The following is a 19,257-nucleotide window of genomic DNA, read 5'->3' as shown; positions in this document are numbered from 1 at the left end:
GCGGATACGAAATGAAAGGGTTAGACCAATATTTCTTAAATTTAAATGCGATGCCTACGAAATACATCGCAAGGCTTTTGAAAGATGACAACTATCCAAAGGGTGGAACCGTTTGGGAAATAACAAACGAAATAAAGCCAGTCGATTTGTACTGTTATCTCTATGCCAAATATGGTGAGCCTAATGGGCTGCAAAACTTTTTTAGACATGATGACTCTGACAACCTAATTCATTGGGAGTGGGTGCTGAGCGGAGATTTGGGTTTTACAACTATTCAGGGGCACAATTTTCGGTCGGAAATACATTTAGCTGGCAATTTTGGCTCTTCTAAACTTTCTATTTCAGACTTCGTTAGTCAAGTAAAATTAGATATAGGGAATTATGGAAAGCAGATTTCGCAGTTAAGGAATAAGCTTGAAAAGTGGCAACAGTTTTTAAATCCATATAAGCAAATAAGTGAAGCTATAGATCAACAATATAGAAAAATCGAAGAGCTAAAACTTAACCTGGCTAAGGATAAAATTCCTCAACCTACATCCCCATCTGACTTCAAAAAATTCAAAAAAAGATGGGAGATCAATGCAACGAAGTATAGCTTTGCAGTTGGCTTAGCCTACGGTGCTCGCGCAATGCTACCTGTGCAAGCTGAATCTTTTATCAATCTATTGCTTTTTGTTTTGAGCAAACCTGAAATAAAAAAAAGTGAGAGACTTTTCCAAAATGTATTGCGCCAACCAATAGATATACGTGTGCAGTCACTTCATATTAATTGTAATGGTTTTCAGTCGCCCGTGGATTATGAATCACCTCAATGTAAAGCATTCCATACGTTAATGAATGAGAGGAATGACTTATTACATGGAAATGTAGATTTAAATAAACTAGGCATAGGCAACGTTTTCTTTAACGGTAAAGTACCAATATTCATTTCATATGAAGATTCGTGGGATAAAACTATTGGCGTATCAACAAGCCTGGTTAGGTTAGAATCACTGAATGATGACAGAAAAGCCGTGAACAATTTTATTGAATATCTTTTAAGTCTTCTAAATCCAGCGATAAAAGTTCAAGTCGAATCTATCGTTAATAAAAGTCAATTAGGCTTTAATCATGCTACTGGAAGAGTTGGAGTGTTGTTCCCAGATCATCTCGTCGACTTTAGGGCGATCAAAGGTAAGAGTAAAAAGCGTAAAAATTAAACAAAAAAACCGACTCAAAGGTCGGTTTAGTTGCTAAATAACCTTGCAAAGAATGGTACCAGAGGCCGGACTTGAACCGGCACGCCCGCGAAGGCAACGGATTTTGAATCCGTCATGTCTACCAATTTCATCACTCTGGCATCAAATTTTGCTATTTGCGAAGTGTAAAAACTTTGCAAATCTTTGCAAGCAATTTTTAGCTTGTTAAAGTCAAAAGGTGCTATACCTTTCAATGACTTGCCACATCGTAATTGTTAGACGCGATTAGTTTTGAATCCGTCATGTCTACCAATTTCATCACTCTGGCATCATATTTTATTGGCTACAAGCCAATGCCCTGCATTATAGCGATGCAGGGCGCGCATACAACACTTTTTTTCGAGAATTACTTTTAAGTGTTGAAAGAATGTTCAACAAGTCTTTTAAGCACACTCATTTCTCACAATAGCGGCGCCATCAGATAAGGCTTTGAGTTTAGCGCGGGCTACCTCTCTTGGCAGCGGTGCCATCCCACAGTTCGTGCAGGGATAAAGTTTATCTGCATCTACATATTTTAGTACGTTTCTGAGCGTGTTGGCGACTTCATCGGCGGTTTCTACTGTGTGGTTGGCAACATCGATCGCGCCCACCATGATTTTCTTGCCTCTTAACAATTCAATAAGCTCTAGCGGTACCCGAGAGTTGTGGCACTCTAATGAAATGATGTCTATGTTTGAGCGCTGAAGCATAGGGAAAATAGATTCGTACTGTCTCCATTCGTTGCCCAGTGTCTTTTTCCATTCAGTATTCGCCTTAATGCCGTAACCATAGCAAATATGTACAGCAGTTTCGCATTTCAGCCCTTCCACAGCGCGCTCTAAAGCGGCTACGCCCCATTCATTTACATCGTCGAAAAATACATTAAATGCCGGTTCATCAAACTGAATAATATCTACACCAGCCTCTTCTAGTTCTTTTGCCTCTTGATTGAGAATCTTCGCAAACTCCCATGCCAGTTTTTCACGGCTTTTGTAGTGCGCGTCATAAAGCGTATCTACCATTGTCATAGGTCCGGGCAGGGCCCACTTGATAGGTCTGTCCGTTTGGCTACGCAGGAATTTAGCGTCTTCTACAAATACGGAATTGGGGCGAGTAACGGCATCAATCACTCTTGGTACGCTTGCGTCGTAACGATCTCGAATTCGTACAGTTTCTCTGTTTTCAAAATCAACGCCGTTTAAATGTTCAATGAAAGTGGTAACAAAATGCTGCCTTGTTTGTTCGCCATCGCACACAATATCAATGCCAGCACATTGCTGTTCGTGTAAAGATAGTTTCAAAGCATCTCGCTTGCCTTCAATAAGGGCTTCATTGTTAAGTTTCCATGGCGACCATAGCGTTTCTGGCTCTGACAGCCAGGACGGTTTTGGTAAACTTCCAGAAATTGTTGTTGGTAATAATGTTTTCATAATCAAATCTTCACTTAATAGGGTGGTTGAGCATTAATACGCGCTGTCGTATGGGCGCTACTTTAAGCGCGTTGCTTGATGTATTGCTTCAAGGTTGCGCGGTAAGGCTTGATAAAGGTTTCTTCAACAAATTTTCCTTGCTCAACACCTAGCTTGGTGCGTTCATCTCTGTCGTAAACAATGCGAGTAACCGAGTGGTCTTGATGACGCAAATTAGGCTGGTAACGTTTTCCGGCAACGGCATTCGCGTTATAAATCTCCGGGCGATAGATTTTTTGAAATGTTTCCATCGTGCTTATGGTGCTGATTAGCTCTAAGTTGGTGTAGTCGTTTAGCAAGTCATTAGAGAAATAGAACGCAAACGGCGCAACACTATTAGGCGGCATAAAATAGCGGACGTTTAAGCCCATTTTTTTGAAGTAGCTTTCGGTTAATGACGTTTCATTGGGAACATATTCAACCCCTAAAATCGGGTGTTCATTTTCAGTTCGGTGATACACCTTACTGTCTGAAACGCTTATACAAATAACAGGAAGCTTTGAAAAGTGCGCCTTGTAAGCGTTTGACTGCACAAGCTGTTGAAAGAGCGTACCATGCAGGTCGCCAAAGTTGTCAGGAACACTAAAGTGAGACTGCCCCTTATTATGCGCTGGAAGCACTACGCTGAAATCGTAATCTCTTAGGTAAGAAGAAAAGTTGTTACCCACTATACCTTCTGTACGCTGCTTTGTTTTGGTGTCCACAATCGTCGTTTTAAGAACTTCAATAGCTGGAAAGCTTTTGTTAACACCCTGAAGCTTGGTATCTGAGGGGGCGGAATTTTTGATACTGTGATCGTTAATCTCGTTTTTAGTGAGTGCAGGGGCTTTAAGGGTTACTTCTACTGTTATTATGTCTAACTCTACGGCGTATCTTTGCCCCGTAAGGTTGTCCCATGTAGCCAGTGCATTAAAGCGGTTGTTTATCATTTGCAGAGCATTGCGGAGATTCGCTTTACGATGTTCACCTCTAGCTAAATTTGCATAGTTAGTGGTAATTCGCGTGGTCTCTGAAGGGCTATACTCCTCATTCAACGGTGTGCTAGTAATAGTAAATTCAAAGTTTTTATTCATTGTGTTTCACGCTTCCCTCAATGGTGTCTCTGCATGGGAATGTTATACGCAATGTTTGTTATGAATAAAAATGACTTAATTTCATCTATCGATGAACTTTATTCATGTGTTGGTGGATTATAGTGGGTTATAGAAGGTGAGTTGAATTGTATAGATGGTGGTCTGAAAGTGTTGAGTAGCAGAGCAGATCGATTTGCCAATCAATAATAAAAAAGCGGTAGTGAAAAAATAGAGTAGGGTAGCTTGGTCACACGCCCAAGCTACCCAAGTTGTTTAGAAGCGTTTACCTACACTTACTGTAAAGGTACGAGGCAACACAACACGGGCGTTAAATGTGGTATTTTGCCCAGCTACAGTTTCTCCAGCTCGTGGATCGCCTTCCGATAAGCCTTCAGAATTGTTGATGTTTTTAACGTCAGCTCTTACGTAATAGCCATCTTCGTTTTCTATCGCAAAGCCAAGGTTAAGCATGCCATAGAAAGGGAGTTCAGCAGTATTGGCATCGTCTGCATAACGTTTTCCGCTCCACGAGTAAGTGGCGTTTACACTGGCTACGCCCCAAGCAAAATCTTCGAATTCATAGCTACTAGTAAGCTGTCCAAAATGCTTTGGTACTCGCACTGGCATATTGCCATTAATATTTACTGTATCAACATTACCATCGCTATTAATAAACTCGGCTGCAGGGGTGTTAACAAATTCTGGATCTTGATACGTGGCAGACAAGCCAATGCTCCATCCTTCCGTTACTTGCAAATTGAATTCAGCCTCAAGACCCAACGTTTCGGTATTGCGGAATGCTTGGCGTTGTACCACCTGATTATCGACTACCGTGGGCACGTTAAAGAATAGGTCGTCTGCTGCGGCATAATAAGCTGTTAAGAAAGCAGCAACGTCGCCTGAGTTATATTTGAAGCCTAACTCTGCCATTACTGTAGAGGCTGGCTGGGTTTCACGACGTTCAGAGCGATTAAACTCGTCTATCTCTGCTTGACTTGAAAGGTCGGTAATTGCCATATATTTATCTACGTCAGGCATACGGAACCCGTCTGCATATCGAGTAAAAACAGCAAAGTCTTCATTCACGATGTAATTCGCAGCAACTGTCCACGCTAACTCGCTATATTCAATATCAAAATCTCGATAAGTGCCGTCACCGAAGGGTAGAACAATGCTTCCGTTTACTAGGTCAGCATCGCTGGTAAAGCTACTTATTTCGTAGTTGCCCTGATTCTCGGCTTCACCATTTGCTCTAAGTGTTTCGTAGCGTGCGCCAAGGTTTAGGGTTAAATCATCTATCTCGTATTCAAAGTCCGCATAAGGCGCAATGGTCGACTCGTTATAAACAATATTGGCAAAGCCGTGTGAACCAGCCTGTATTCCTTTATATGTACCGCTGGCAATGTCATTGCCTTGTTCGTCGATAAACGCGATATCTAAACGTTGTGGTAAAGGCTCAACAGACTGAAGGGTGTTAATTCGGTAATCGGTAACATGGCCGTTAATATTAGAAACAAATAAACCAAATGTAGAGTAAATAGTGCCTTCATCTAAACCTTCGTAAACATGACGCAGTTTTGTTTCATTTTGAAGGTTATCGCCTTCAAAGCGGCGATGCCAAAAGCCTGCATTAATACCAAAACCATTGGTATTAAAAGTATCAACATTGCTGTTATTAGCCAGTTCAAAGCCTGTCCCGGCATCGAGTATTCTGTAGTTCAAACTATCATTAAAAACCGCATCGGCAAGGGCAGTTTGGTTGCTATCAAATATAGCTTGAGCCTTACCCGATAAAGGTTCTGCGTTGCCAACATTAATAATACCGGTGAACGTTGTTAGTAGGTCGGTATAGCGAACTTGGTTGGTAAACATCCAGTTGTCGTTTAGCTCTACCTCTGTGGTGTTTCCGATGTAGGTTACGTCTGCAAAGTTACCGTCGGTAACGTCTAAATCGATATCGCCGCTAGGCGTATTTGCTAAGCGAAGTAAACGTGCGCCCGCTGAGTTACCCGTTGTTCCATCGCGAATGTCCATCCCCCCTGGAATGGTTTGCGCATCGGTTGTTGAACCGGTAAGAGGCTGAGGAATGAAGAAGAAAGATTTGTCATCTTGTTTGTTAAATTCAAAGCGAGTAAAGCCACTGCTGTCTTTAAAAAAATATTTTACGTTGGCATTAATTTCACCACCTTGGTTGGCGGTATAGCCCGGGTCGCGAGCAGAGTCACCTCTGCGATACCAACCGCCAATGGCATAAACGGTTTGATCGTTAATTGAGCCACTCACCCATGCTTGCGCACCTAAGCGGTTGTTACTATTGGTTTCAAAAAATACATCGCCTTCTGTATCGTCACCGCCTTCACGAGATAAAAAGTTAATAAAACCAGCAGGTGCACTACCTACGAAAATCGATGATGCACCACCTCTAATGGCTTCAACATTACCTATAAAATTAGAAAGGCGAGTAAAGCGGTCGTTTTGAGAAAACAAAACATCCTGGTTATAAAATACCGTCATACCATCGCGCAATAATGCAGTAAATTCCGTCTGCGTTGACAGCGGAAAACCACGAGGCGCAACATTGTTACCTGTTTCACCACCTGTGTCTTCCGCATGAAATCCAGGAATGCTGCGAACTAATTCACCCACACTATAAGGTGCTAAACGCTCAAGTTTTTCTTCGCCAAACGTTGTCATTGCGTTTGTCGATTCAATTTTTTCTTTTGGTCTAGATGTACCCGTAACAATGATTTGCTCAAAATCCAGACTGCTAGGTTTGCTTGTTTCCTCTTCAGCAGTTTGTGCCAAAGAAGTTTGAGAAATAGATGCAGTGACGGCTGCTGCGATGAGTGTGAGTTTAGTTGCGCATTGCATAATGTGTCTCTCCAGTGATTTATTTCTTAAAGTTGACTAACCCTGTCCCGTAGTTAGATTTGATCAAATGTTAAGGGTGGTAACAAGATTGTTAACGAAATGTAGGTTATTAAAAATAATAAATCAACTAATATTATTTAATATTTTATGCACAAAATAATATCAACCTATTTACAGCGATTCGAAAACGCTTAAAAAGATGGGGAAGCCCGCAACGCAATGCTGTGTTTTTTTAAAAAAGAGGTAGGGAAAACTAAGGTCGTTAGACCTTAGTTAAAAAGGCTTCGACTGTCTTGAGAAAAGTTTGCCAATAGTGGCAGGTTTGCGCACCCGATAGACTGCGCTTTGCCTCCTATGGTGCCGCTTACAATTTCGCAGGGTGAGAGCCCTCGAGTATCTGATTTTGCTATTTTTTCTGCAGTAGCACGTATAATTTTTTCTCTTACCGTAACGGGAATAGCGCCATCAATAACGATGGCCTCAAAATCAAAAATAGCCATAGAGCAAAGGGCTGCATAGGCGAGACCATCGGCTACTTTGTCAATCCAGTCATCCAAAGTGGCACCTAACTCTCCCCAGTATTCACTCGACTGCCATAGTGATTTTCCATCGTAACCTGCATCAATTAGCATCTGTTCGAGTATGTATAATGAGGACTGCATGATCAGCTGTTGGGATGATAGCTTTCCTTGTGGGTCGAGTACTGGTTGAGGTAATGAGCCAATAGCACCTGCATTACCCGTTTTGCCGGTAAACAACGAACCATTGAGTACCACACCACCACCAATAAACGTACCAATAAACACGTACATGAAATTGTCGAAATGATGTGGGTTACCAAAGCTTAGCTCGGCAGAGCATGCAGCGGTATCATCGTTACAAACATAAACCGGTAAATTGATAATACTCGTGATCCCTTGAGTAAAATTAAAGGTTTTCCATTCGTCCAATACTTCCGACGGGGCGCCTGCTTCTTCCGCCCAACTCCATATTTCGTAGGGCGTTGCCACGCCCACTCCTAAAATTCTTTCACGCAAATCGGTGTTCAAACCTAGAGTAAGGGCCTCAATGCCTTTTTCTAAAAATGCCAGTAATTTAGTAACGCTGGGGTATTGAAAGTTTTCATGAAGAGTAGCGCGAACATTGCCGTTCAAGTCAATTAAAGTGAGGTCGAAACTTCGTCTTCCGACCTTTAAACCTATACCAAATGCTCCTTCTGAATTGAGTGCAAAGGGCACTAAAGGTTGTCCTACTCTGCCTCGCTGGGGTGTTTTTCTTACTAGTAGTTCGTCAGCCTCTAAGCGATTTATAATGACTGTGACTGCTTGAGCAGACAGTCCAGTTTTGTGGGCTATTTCTGCTTTAGGTAATGCACCATGTTGGCGAATGAGGGATATGATTTTTCGCTCATTCTGGACTCTTAGACCAGATTGACCTCGGCCTTCTCGTGTCGATTTCTGAGTTTTTGCTTTATCGGTCATGTCGTCTACTTCAAAGAAATTTAGGTTGGTTATGTTAAACGTAATAACTCCGTTTTTTAACATTTGGTTTTTGCCAATAAATTTGCTTAATCATATTTAAATAAATAAAGTTGATTTATTGACATGGTGAAATTTTGTTGATTAAATGCGTTAACCAAAAATTAACATGCGACCGTAACCCATGCAACAAAAAGCCCCCTTAGTCTCTCGTGATATGTTACTGCCTTTTATTCTTCTTACTGTATGTTTTGCTGCATGGGGAACTGCCGCAAATATGACTGATCCGCTTGTTAAAGTGTTTAGCAAAATTTTCACTATGTCTTCTTTGCAATCAGCCTTAGTTCAGTTTAGTTATTATGGCGCTTACTTTTGCTTAGCCATACCGGCTGCATTTATCAACAAACGGTTCTCTTATAAAACTGGAGTACTGACAGGCTTGGGGTGTGCCATCGTTGGTGCGTTTATGTTTTACCCTGCAAGCCAGATGATGACGTATGGCTTTTTTCTCGCTGCGCTTTTTATTTTAGCCGGTGGGTTATCTATTCTTGAAACCTCTGCTAACCCCTATGTCATGCGAATGGGGAGTGAAGTTACAGCTACTCGACGTCTGAATTTCGCTCAGTCATTTAATCCTGTTGGCACTAATTTAGGAGTGTTTTTGGCAGCAACGCTCATTCTTCCCCAATTAAATCAAGCAACAGCCGATGAGCGAAGTAACATGAGTGCTGATCAACTCGTTGCGGTAATGAGTGCTGAACTTGAGGCCGTTATGGTGCCCTATGTGGGGTTTGCATGCGTTTTGGTGGTAATTTGGATAGCCATTGCCATGATGAAAACGCCCGCAGTTTGTCAGGCTCAAGAGACGAGTAATAAGGTCGATTTTAGGGCCACAATGGGAAGGCTTTTCAAAAATCGCCACTATCGCTTTGGTGTAGTAGCGCAGTTTTTTAATGTAGCAGCACAAACTTGTGTGTGGACCTTTACTATTCAATACGTAATGGAAGCCAAAGGCGGAGATGAAATATCTGGTGGGACTGTGTTGCAATACAGTATGTTGGTTTTCCTTGTTTCGCGTTTTGTAATGACATGGATCATGGGCTTCATTAGGCCTGCGGCTCTGTTAACTGTTATGTCTACTGTCGCTACGGTACTGTGTCTTTGCATGATTGCTATGCCCAATGATACAGGCGTTTGGGCGCTTATTGGTATTTCGGCTTGTCTATCACTCATGTTCCCAACTATCTATGCCATTGCACTACACGGATTAAAAGATGACGCTAAATTTGGTGCGGCAGGATTGGTAATGGCTATTCTTGGTGGGGCACTTATTCCACTTATTCAAGCGGCACTGATTGATAACTACAGCACAGCGCTATCCTACATTGTCCCCGCGGGTTGCTTTTTAATCGTTGCTTCATATGCCGTTTTCGATCTTAGGTCAAAGCAAAGAGCGTAACACGTTGCCGTGCTGGTACGTTGAAGGTCCAAGGGGGCTTTAATGTGCCGCGCATTAAAACTCTATAGCCCAATACATATTCACATCTTCTCATTATTGTATATTTGCTTGTTCAAATTCCTCACCAAAGTCATTGCCTTAACGCTACGCTGGCTGCAATATAAGTGTTCATCGTTACAAAACATCAAAAATAAGCATTTCCACTTTTAAAAATAATAACCAAAATAAGGCGTTCAGCAATGATATTACGGCGAACATTAGCTGCTCTAGTTGTGTCTGTGAGCACACTGTTGAGTTTTTCATTTTCAACTTATGGATTAGAAGACACCATTGATGCAGTACTTTTCGACAAAATGGAATACCGTTTTGTCGGTCCTTACCGTGGTGGTCGTTCGGTTGCCGTTAGCGGCGTTAAAGGCAACCCGCAGCTTTATTACATGGGCGCTGCTGGTGGTGGAGTATGGAAAACTGAAAACGCGGGAATATCGTGGAAGCCGCTATCAGATAAACATTTTGCAGTAGGCAGCATTGGTTCTATTGCAGTAGCGCCTTCCGACCCCAACGTAATTTATGTTGGCACTGGCGAAGGCCCTATTCGAGGCGTTACCACAAGTCATGGCAAAGGCATCTATAAATCTACCGACGCAGGCGAAACATGGAAGCTGGTTGGATTAGACAATCGGGGTCAAATTCCAAAAATACGCATACACCCTTCGAATCCAGACGTTGCTTGGGCTGCGGTTCAAGGCAATATTTGGGCTCCCAACGAACAGCGCGGTATTTTCAAAACCACTGATGGTGGTAAAAATTGGCAACACGTATTAAAAGTGAATGCAGATACGGGCGCAGCCGATTTGGCCATAGATCCTTCTAACCCAAGAATACTCTATGCAAGCATGTGGCATCACGGCAGAACGCCGTGGTTTGTAAAATCTGGCGGCGATGAGGGCGGCATTTATAAGTCTATTGATGGCGGTGAAACCTGGGAGCAGCTTGAAAAAGGCTTGCCAACGCTCATTGGTAAAGTGGGAATTGATGTATCACCATCAAACCCTAAACGACTCTACGCCATTGTTGAAGCTGATGAGGGCGGTTTATATCGCAGTGATGATGCTGGGGCTACATGGGAGTTAATGAATGGCGACAATATTCTTAAAGCCAGAGCTTGGTATTACAACCATATAAAAGTTGACCCGAACGATGAAAATACTCTGTACGTTATGAATGTGCAGCTGCATAAATCCATTGATGGCGGCAAAACCTTTGAAATTAAGTCGCTGCCTCATGGCGATACTCATGATATGTGGATTAACCCTGAAAACAGTTTAAACATGATAAACGCCAACGATGGTGGCGCAACCGTTACGTTTGATGGTGGAGCGTCGTGGTCGAGTATTTACAATCAACCCACTGCGCAATTTTACAGAGTGACCACAGATAACCTTGAGCCGTATCATATTTATGGAGGCCAGCAAGATAACACTACTATGGCAACGCCTTCTGCGACTTGGGATAGCGGCATAGGCATTGACGAACAATTTGCAGTGGGCGGTGGTGAAAGTGCCCATATCGCGTTTAATCCAAACGATCCTGCGCTTATCTACGCCACTACTATAAACGGTACACTCACGGAATTTGATAGAGAAAGCGGGTTAACTCGCCCCATCATGCCTTACCCTGAGTACGTGTTTGGTCGTAATGCTCGAGACCAGAAATATCGCACTAATTGGAATGCGCCAGTTTTAGTATCAAAACACGACCCAAATACTGTGTATTACGGAACACAGATGATACTAAAAACCACTGACAGGGGTGTAAATTGGCAAGAAATTAGCCCTGACCTTACCCGTAACGATGCTGAAAAGCAGGGGCTAAATGGCGGGCCTATTACTAACGAGCAGGCGGGCGCTGAATACTACAACACAGTGTTTTATATTGCTGAATCTCCTGTAAATGCGGGAGAGCTTTGGGCTGGTGCCGACGATGGTAAACTGCATCTTACTAGGGACGAAGGAAAAAACTGGGTAGATATTACCCCTCACAAAAAAGAAGCGCAGGTAAATGCCATAGAGTTAAGCTCTCATGCCGAGGGCAAAGCTTACGTTGCAGTGACTGGCTATAAACTTAACGACTACAGCCCGTATATTTATAAAACGACAAATTATGGAAAACGCTGGACTCGTATTGATAAAGGCTTGCCCGAAGACGCTTTTGTAAGAGTAGTTCGTGAAGATACTCAGCAAGAGGGTATGCTGTTTGCCGGCACAGAAAGTGGAATGTTTATAAGCTTTGATGATGGTAAAAACTGGCAAAAGCTGTCGCTCAACTTACCTCCGGTTGCAATAACAGACCTTAAAGTGAAAGGTGATGACCTAGTGGTTGCTACACAGGGAAGAGGCTTTTATGTGTTAGATGATATATCGCCTCTTCGCGAAGTTAACGAATCTTTGGTTGATGAAAAGCTATTTCAATTTAGCCCTGTTGACGGCGTGCGGTTACTAAGCGGTGGTAATATGAGCGGTCAACCTGAGGCTAAGAACCCTCCTCGCGGCGCGTCATTCAGATATTATTTAGGCGCAGAGCTAGAAGAAGATGACGAACTTCGCATTGACATTTTTAATGCCGACAACGAATTAGTGCGCTCGCTATCGTCTAAACCTAGCGCGTTTGAATCTTGCGCGAAAGGCAATGAAGATATTCGCAGCCCGGTCAAGTTCAAGCATCCATCGACAAATAAAGGCTATAACACCTTCGAGTGGAATTTGCGTCGCGCACCCCTTAACTGTATTGATAACGTGAAGCTTTTTGGCGGCTGGAATGGTGCCAGAGTAATGCCGGGAGAATATAAAGCTACGATATCGCTTGGCGATATAGCGCAAACGAGATCTTTTAAGGTGCTACCCGACCCACGAGAGAATACCAATGCGCAGCAGTTAAAAGTGGTTGAGCAGAGTATCAAGGCCAGTGAAACTATTTTAAATGAACTGTTTGCACACTTACAGAAAGCCCGGAATGTGCGTGAAAAGCTTAATGACGTCACACATTCTAATGTGATGCTGTCTGTTGAAATGTCAGAGTCTATCGACCGTATTGTGAGTGAAATTGATGAGTGGGAGTCGTCAGTGATTCAGCCTAAACATCAAACTTTTGAAGATGATATTAATTGGCCTAATATGCTCGACAGGCAAGTACGCTTTTTAATGGATAATTTCGACGGAACGGGAGCTCCAGCGCAAGCGGGCGCATTAAAAAGACTAGAAGACTTAGAAGCAAAATGGCTGCAATATAAATTGCAATTACAAACCCTGTTTGAAGAGCGAATAACGCCGCTCAATAAAAAGCTATCAGAGCAGGGCGCATATGATTTAGAACGTTTGTAGCTCACTGCTAATAAGTAAAACGTCCTCGGTCTCAATTCAACCAAGGACGTTTGAACAAGGCCTAAGCACTGACGTAAGTACAAGCTTACCAGCAGAAAAAGCTTGGCCGGTAAGAATACTTAGCTACCGAAAAAAGGGCTACCACCGCTGTAAGGTCCAGTTTAATGCAACAATGGCGATGACAGAGGATGCAAACGGCATAATTGTTTTTGCATAAACATGCCAATTACGTGCAAGCATAAGGAGTGGCAGAAGTACTGCAACAATGGCCAGTTGGCCTATTTCTACACCAATGTTGAATGCGGCCACGCTCATTACTAGGCTGTTTGATTGTGCGTTTAATTCAGCAAAAACACTGGCGAAGCCCATGCCGTGAAGAAGACCAAACCCAAAAGTGAGTAAGCCCACTCTGAAAACAATAGGAAAAATATTGTTTAGCGCTGTCAACATGACCGAAATAGCAATACCCAATTCAACCCATCGACTGTCTAGCGTAATTATATCAAGGGCTGTAGCAGTAAGCGTTATTGAGTGCGCTAAGGTGAACGCACTCACTAAAATAACCGTGTTTTTAAAAATATCCCATTTCTTGTCTTCTTTTTTCCACGAACGCTCATTACGCGCTAAATTAACGGTAAGTAAGGTCGCCACTAGAAAAAGAATATGATCTAGGCCAATAAAAATATGCCAAATGCCTTGGTATACCATTTCAAAAAACTGTGTAGTGATAGAGAGAGCCGCAGGTGTTAGCGTTAATATGCGCTTATCTTCAGCTATCACGGTAGTTAAGGTTTCTTGCTCAAGTTTTATTGTTGTCAGCAGTTTATGCGTAGGCGTTACTTCAAAGATCCCTTGATACATTATGCTAATCTCACCGGTTCCTTGGCAGCTGACATTTAACGGATAAACAATAAGGGACTCGGCAGATATTGAGCGCATAGAAGGAACTGTTGTTGCAACATCGCACTTGGTTTCGCCCTGCTTTACTTGTAGCGAGGACGCGATATATTGCTCTGCAAAAGACTGATTATCTAACACTTCACCCCACTGCAATTGCCCGTCATTATTGGAATCTAAATTAGCGGCTTGCCCAATATCCTCAGGCTTTAGCAGCAATTCCCCTTTTAAGAGTCCTCCTTGTTGATAATTCAGAGTTAAATATCCGTTACTTAACTCATGGGCAAAGCCTTTTGCAGTAAACGCAAAAAGAATAAAGAAAAATAAAATAAATCGTTGCATAACCTTGTTGAAACTCCTAGCTACTTAGTTCTGAATTTGCTTTTTCAGCCCTTTCAAGTAGTGCTTTATCGTGTTCTGTTTGCGCATACTGCCAATTCAGTTGGGCAAATTTTAGGGCGAGCTCAGGTTGATGATCGATATCAAGATAGTAGTTTGCCACTTGCGCAGCGTGAGAGGTATCTTCTCGCCAAGCCCTTATTTTCATGCGCTCGCCTAGAAGGCGCATCTCTTTAGTGTTGTCTTCGCCTAGCGCTTTTTGTGCTTTAACCCACCGTAGTAATAACGCGTCGTCTAAGCGTGAAAGGTCAGTAACATCTCGCTCTAAGGTTGAAGTGATAGTGCCATATTGACCACTAGCATAATGGGCATCGGCCCAGGTGATAATGGCACTGATGGGAAGCGAAGCAATTTCAAATTCAGCCAATTGCTTTATTGCTAGTTCAGGCTGCCCAACAGAAAGAGCCATGCTTGCTAGTGTTTCTTTGAACCAAATGAATTCAGAATTTTCAAAGCTTGACGAAATGGGTGACGATGAAGAAGAAGGTAGTGATGAGTATTGTTCAAATTTTTTGAGTTTATAATATACCTCTATAGAAGGTGAGATAGCAAAATCAGCATTTAACATGCAGCCAAAAGACAACATAAAGCTTGTTTTGCCCAGCAGGCGCTCGCAGTGCTGCTTCGCTTTATTTCCATTACCTTGTTGAATGCTAATGTCGGCAAGCAGCAATTGCGCAGCCGCAGAGCGAGATACATCGATAGTATTCAAATGACTCATGGCATCATCAAATTTATGAATGCCTTGCATGAGCTTTGCTTCAAGAATAACAACTCGTTCGAGCTGCGTTCCCCTTAAAACGGGTTGCTCAGAACGTAACTTATGTAGGAATTGGCTTACGCGCTGGCGCTCGTTTCCTGAGGCAGATAAATATCGGCTAGATGAGAGTAATTGCTCGGCTTCAAAAAGGCTTGTGAGCGCTTTTTCGTCGGGTTGCCAAGTGGCGATTATGGCGTTTTGATCTATTTGATTTTTTACGGGGTGTGAGGACGCAGATTCTGCGTTTGCGAATGTGGGTAGTGAAAGTAGCACTAAGGCACATAACGTCCATAAAGATACGAACTTTGACATGAAAATTCCCTTAAAAAAAGGCCGTCCATGGCCTTGCGGTTATGCTCCTTTACAACGATGTATTAATCAGTCTTTTTATTGCCTGCTGTCAAAAGATTGTTGTTTAATCTGAGTGACAAAAGACAGTCTAATTGATAAAAGACAGTTTAATCGATTAACAGATCGTCAAACGCGGCATCATCAGCATCCTGAGTAAACTCCCGTCCATTGACTGGAAGCGGCTCATCTGTTGGGGCTTGATTAAACGCCGCTCTGGTATAGCTGGTTACTGATAGTTGCTGTGCCTCAATTGTCACTGTGACGGTTCCAGTCACCTTTTGATTAACGCTATCGCTAACACTAAAAGTAAAGCTATCTGAACCTGTTACCTGAGCATTAGGCGTGTAGGTGAAACTACCGTCTGCGTTTACAGCGGCTGTACCTAGCGAACCATCTTCTTCTAACGCAAACGAAAGTGGATCGTTCTCAGGGTCTGACGCGCTAAGCGTTCCTTCAAAAGCGATGTCCGCCTGCGTTGTCAGCGCGTCATCAACTGCAACAGGTGCTTCATTGATTTCAGGTGCTTTGTTGTCATTATCGCTATCAAAACAGCCTGATAGGGCTAGTGCAAACGACGTAGCGATCCAAATTCGATGAATACTTCTATTTGATTTTTTCTCAGTAGGTTTATTCATGGTTGTGCTCCTTACTCAGAGCCAGCAATAGGCGTTCTTAGGTATGGGAATGATGAATCAATCATGCTCGCATCCACCGGTGCACCATCAGTAAATGGCACTGTACCTACGCTTGCATCTTCCGGTGCACAAAGACCTAGGTCTGTATCTTCACCTGCTACTGGGATTGGATAGCACAAACGGCCCATGACTACGCGAAGTGCAATGTCTACAACATCATCACCTGGACGGCGACCGTTAGGGAAGCCTGCTAAATCGTCGCCCGCTACACCAAATGCCGATTGTGACGCTGCTGGTGTGGCTGGAATACCCGTGTTTAAACGAAGCATTTCAGACGGTGTTACTGTTGCCTGCTGATTCACACCAGGGAAGCCTGTTAGGAACGCGGTTACCAAGTCGGTTCTTGGGAAGTTAGTTGGTGCTAGCGTCTCAATTTCCGTACCTAGCGTAGTGTTTACCGCATCTTTAAACAGAATATTCAGTAACTCAGGTAAAGACGGATGCGTTACGTAATCCGCAAATTGACCGTCCTGACTTGGGTGTGCGCTAGAGAACTTATCTTTATCGCCAATACCAATCACGAGTTCGTTAACTAGTGGGCTACCTAAGCGAGACACTTGTGTCATTGCACCGCCGTTAACTTCAGGCTTTGCAAAAGTAGCATCTGGGTTTAGGATGCGTGCTTGCGGCAGACTCGCCGTAGTCCAGCTTCCGATTACGCCATTGCCATCGCCGGTTACACACGTTGCAGGTACTTCAACAGACAGTGACGTGACGTTTTTATCTAGTAAGTCATCATTGTTTGCACTTTGTGTAATACCGCCTGGGAAACCCGCTCCATCACCAGCACCCGGCGCACTATCACCTTCAACAGGTACATAATTTACCAAGTCGAATGTTTTACCAAGGTTAACTACAAAGGGGTCTTTACGCTGACCTACAAATACGCGAGCCATGTCATCACAGCCAGGAATAGCAAACGAATAGATAAAGCTTTCTGCATAACGGGCATATTCAGCTTCACTGGTGAATGTTTTATTACCGATGTAATCGAGTGGCTTCTTAAACATATCGCCCATCGCAGGCGTTAGCATAGTACGCTCGCCGCTTTGCATGTCACCAGAAACCATGGTTAGCGTATACATTTCTGAGAAGTTGGCGGCGCTTGAATCATCAGCGCTAATACCACCGATATTTTTAAGCGGCACTTTCACCATTTTCTGATTGCCTTCAGGGCCAATCGGAAGGGCTATGCCTTCGTTACCAGCAGCAAGCATGTTAGTGAAGTTAAATACAAAACTTACGTCTTCAACGGCATCACCATCACTATCGATGTGAATGGCATAGTGCGCGTTTGGATCCATAGCAAAGTAATTTGGACCGCCATAGGCGTCTTGCAATGGAATATAGTTGGCTATGAAGGTGACATAACCTTCTCTGCCTTCTTCGTAACTGTTAAAGGCGTAAAAGTCTGTGCTATCTACAGCAGGTGCGCGTGTAATATTTGGCGCTTCTCTGTGACTTGATGCGAAGGCACCAGCAGTGACGGCAGCGCAAGTGAGAGCTATTGCAACCGATAGTGTTTTGCGTTTTAAGATTATCATTGTGTATCTCTCTGTTTGATGAGTTCACAAAGCCAAACGAGGGAGATGCGCTATTAGATGCAAAAAAAAGCAAAAAGAATGAAAATAAAGGTTTAACTAATGGTAAAAAAATGGAGAAGCCGCATTTTTATCAGTAAAAATGCGGCGTTTAGCGAAGTTGAAAAATATTTTATACCGACAAAATTGGCGCGATATAAAGTACTTCGGTTGGCGAACCAGTTTTAGAGCCGCCTGGCTCTTCTAAACTGATCGCGAGAGCTGCTATGCTGCTATCAAGTAAAATGTCGGGCGTATCTCTACTATCGCTGCCCAGTTCAGGCATCAGTCCCAGTGATATCGGCGCTTCACCATTGGCAGGAACCATCCATAGTTCGTAATCTTTATCAGCAAGTGCAGTAAACGCATCGGTTACTTTCACGTCCAACGTGCTTGGTGATACTTCAATCACCCACAGTGGGGTGTTATCCGCGTTGTTCACTACCGCAATATGCGACACCTCTTCCACAGGAGCCGGTTGCATAACCACAAGCAACACAGCAAGTACTAGTGCAGCAGCGGTAGATAGTGCAGACAAGCCTCGCCAGCGATCGCGTTTTGCGCGCTCAAAATCAACAATTTGCGCTGACGTATCTTTAGAATCTGAGTGGCCCAAACGCTGTTGAATCACATCCCACACCCGCTCTGGCGGTTGAATTGGTGTAACCGCATCGTTGAAACCGGCCAAATACTGTTCCCATTGCGCTGTGGCGTCACTCACCGCTTGATACTGCATCATCAATTTTTGATAGCGAACGCGCGCCTTTCCTCGTAGTGTCCCTACCACATATTCCGCTGCAAGCGCGTTAAGCGTTTCTTCTTTTAAATAATTCATAGTGATAAGCACCTTTGAAGGCTTTGTAATCCTCTTCGGATCCAGCTTTTTATTGTGCCTAATGGCGACGATAAATAATTCACCACCTCCTGATGAGATAAGCCATTAATGTAAGCGAGGTGAATAGCTTGTCGTTGTGGTCCGTCGAGTTCATCTAGGCAAGCGGCGAGTTTCTCCTGCTCGCCGCCTAACTTAAAAGTCTGTGGAGTGTCTGGAATGGCGGTAGCATCTTCAGTTAACTCAACTTCATTGCGAACATTGTGGTAGCGCATCAAATCGAGTGCTCGATAGCGCACAATACTCACCATCCACGTTAATACCGTACCTTTAGTCCGTTGATAGCTTCCTGCATTGTGCCAAATTTTTATGTAGGCATCTTGCGTTGCTTCATCCGCAAGTTCTGGCCGCTTAAGCATTTTAAGTGCTACTGCGTAAAGTTGCGAACTGGTTGTTTTATAAAGCTTAGCAAAGGCGGTTTTATTACCTTCAGCAGTTTTACATAACAGCGGAAACAGGATTTCGTGTTCCATTTTGGCTCCTTGAGTACAGCTATGTGAGCTAGGCCCGCTGCCGCACGTTTATTTATTGTTGTTAGCCGTGTTAGTCATAATAAGACCTACACGTTTTTAATATATAACGATCGTCACTCGTATCTAGATGCAGTAAAAGATGCAAAAAAACAGTTTATAGAGTCTTAGAATGACAATAGCATGCTTTGCCCAATTGTCATTGCTTCCTACTATTGGCAAAAACCATTTTGCTTTTCGTGTCTGAGTTACTGTGTCTGTCTCTT

General features: G+C 43.3%; 13 protein-coding genes and 1 tRNA gene. 3 read left to right on the top strand and 11 right to left on the bottom strand.

Translation table 11 applies throughout. The annotated features are described in order from the left end of the window. Window positions 1–11 precede the first annotated feature (11 nt). On the top strand, window positions 12–1,199 hold the full coding sequence (locus ACOJR9_RS15455) for a hypothetical protein (protein WP_420933812.1): 1,188 nt from the start codon (window positions 12–14) through the stop codon (window positions 1,197–1,199). A 53-nt stretch (window positions 1,200–1,252) separates the two neighbouring features. Here ACOJR9_RS15455 and ACOJR9_RS15450 read toward each other — a convergent pair. The 5 genes from ACOJR9_RS15450 to ACOJR9_RS15430 form a co-directional block, all read right to left on the bottom strand. Beyond that, window positions 1,253–1,339, bottom strand: a tRNA-Leu gene (locus ACOJR9_RS15450). Between the two features lie 282 nt (window positions 1,340–1,621). After that, window positions 1,622–2,647: a methionine synthase gene (locus ACOJR9_RS15445; protein WP_420933811.1), complete on the bottom strand. Its 1,026-nt coding sequence runs from the start codon at window positions 2,645–2,647 to the stop codon at window positions 1,622–1,624. A 62-nt stretch (window positions 2,648–2,709) separates the two neighbouring features. Continuing rightward, window positions 2,710–3,759: a putative oxygenase MesX gene (locus tag ACOJR9_RS15440; protein ID WP_420933810.1), complete on the bottom strand. Its 1,050-nt coding sequence runs from the start codon at window positions 3,757–3,759 to the stop codon at window positions 2,710–2,712. A gap of 273 nt (window positions 3,760–4,032) precedes the next feature. After that, window positions 4,033–6,630 (bottom strand): TonB-dependent receptor, encoded by a 2,598-nt coding sequence (locus ACOJR9_RS15435; protein ID WP_420933809.1) that lies wholly within the window; start codon window positions 6,628–6,630, stop codon window positions 4,033–4,035. A 269-nt stretch (window positions 6,631–6,899) separates the two neighbouring features. Next, on the bottom strand, window positions 6,900–8,174 hold the full coding sequence (locus ACOJR9_RS15430) for an ROK family transcriptional regulator (protein WP_420933808.1): 1,275 nt from the start codon (window positions 8,172–8,174) through the stop codon (window positions 6,900–6,902). Window positions 8,175–8,292: 118 nt separating this feature from the next. Here ACOJR9_RS15430 and fucP point away from each other — a divergent pair, with 118 nt between their 5' ends. After that, the gene (gene fucP / locus ACOJR9_RS15425; RefSeq protein WP_420933807.1) at window positions 8,293–9,567 is read left to right on the top strand and encodes an L-fucose:H+ symporter permease; all 1,275 of its coding nucleotides are present in this window, start codon (window positions 8,293–8,295) and stop codon (window positions 9,565–9,567) included. 239 nt (window positions 9,568–9,806) lie between these two features. Then, window positions 9,807–12,947, top strand: a complete 3,141-nt coding sequence (locus ACOJR9_RS15420; protein WP_420933806.1) for a WD40/YVTN/BNR-like repeat-containing protein — start codon at window positions 9,807–9,809, stop codon at window positions 12,945–12,947. Window positions 12,948–13,085: 138 nt separating this feature from the next. Here ACOJR9_RS15420 and ACOJR9_RS15415 read toward each other — a convergent pair whose 3' ends face one another. The 6 genes from ACOJR9_RS15415 to ACOJR9_RS15390 form a co-directional block, all read right to left on the bottom strand. After that, window positions 13,086–14,186, bottom strand: a complete 1,101-nt coding sequence (locus ACOJR9_RS15415; protein WP_420933805.1) for a HupE/UreJ family protein — start codon at window positions 14,184–14,186, stop codon at window positions 13,086–13,088. Window positions 14,187–14,202: 16 nt separating this feature from the next. Then, window positions 14,203–15,315 (bottom strand): hypothetical protein, encoded by a 1,113-nt coding sequence (locus ACOJR9_RS15410; RefSeq protein WP_420933804.1) that lies wholly within the window; start codon window positions 15,313–15,315, stop codon window positions 14,203–14,205. Window positions 15,316–15,461: 146 nt separating this feature from the next. Then, window positions 15,462–15,989 (bottom strand): Ig-like domain-containing protein, encoded by a 528-nt coding sequence (locus ACOJR9_RS15405; RefSeq protein WP_420933803.1) that lies wholly within the window; start codon window positions 15,987–15,989, stop codon window positions 15,462–15,464. Between the two features lie 11 nt (window positions 15,990–16,000). Then, the gene (locus ACOJR9_RS15400) at window positions 16,001–17,593 is read right to left on the bottom strand and encodes a DUF4331 domain-containing protein (protein WP_420933802.1); all 1,593 of its coding nucleotides are present in this window, start codon (window positions 17,591–17,593) and stop codon (window positions 16,001–16,003) included. 169 nt (window positions 17,594–17,762) lie between these two features. Then, window positions 17,763–18,464, bottom strand: coding sequence for an anti-sigma factor (locus ACOJR9_RS15395; protein WP_420933801.1), 702 nt, complete (start codon window positions 18,462–18,464; stop codon window positions 17,763–17,765). After that, window positions 18,461–18,994, bottom strand: a complete 534-nt coding sequence (locus ACOJR9_RS15390; protein ID WP_420933800.1) for an RNA polymerase sigma factor — start codon at window positions 18,992–18,994, stop codon at window positions 18,461–18,463. Before ACOJR9_RS15390 ends, ACOJR9_RS15395 begins: the two co-directional genes overlap by 4 nt. Window positions 18,995–19,257: the final 263 nt, after the last annotated feature.

Source organism: Alteromonas ulvae, assembly GCF_048987005.1.
Taxonomy (GTDB): domain Bacteria; phylum Pseudomonadota; class Gammaproteobacteria; order Enterobacterales; family Alteromonadaceae; genus Alteromonas.
The sequence above is the reverse complement of the archived record's forward strand: the minus strand, read 5'-3'. Positions and strand labels throughout refer to the sequence as shown.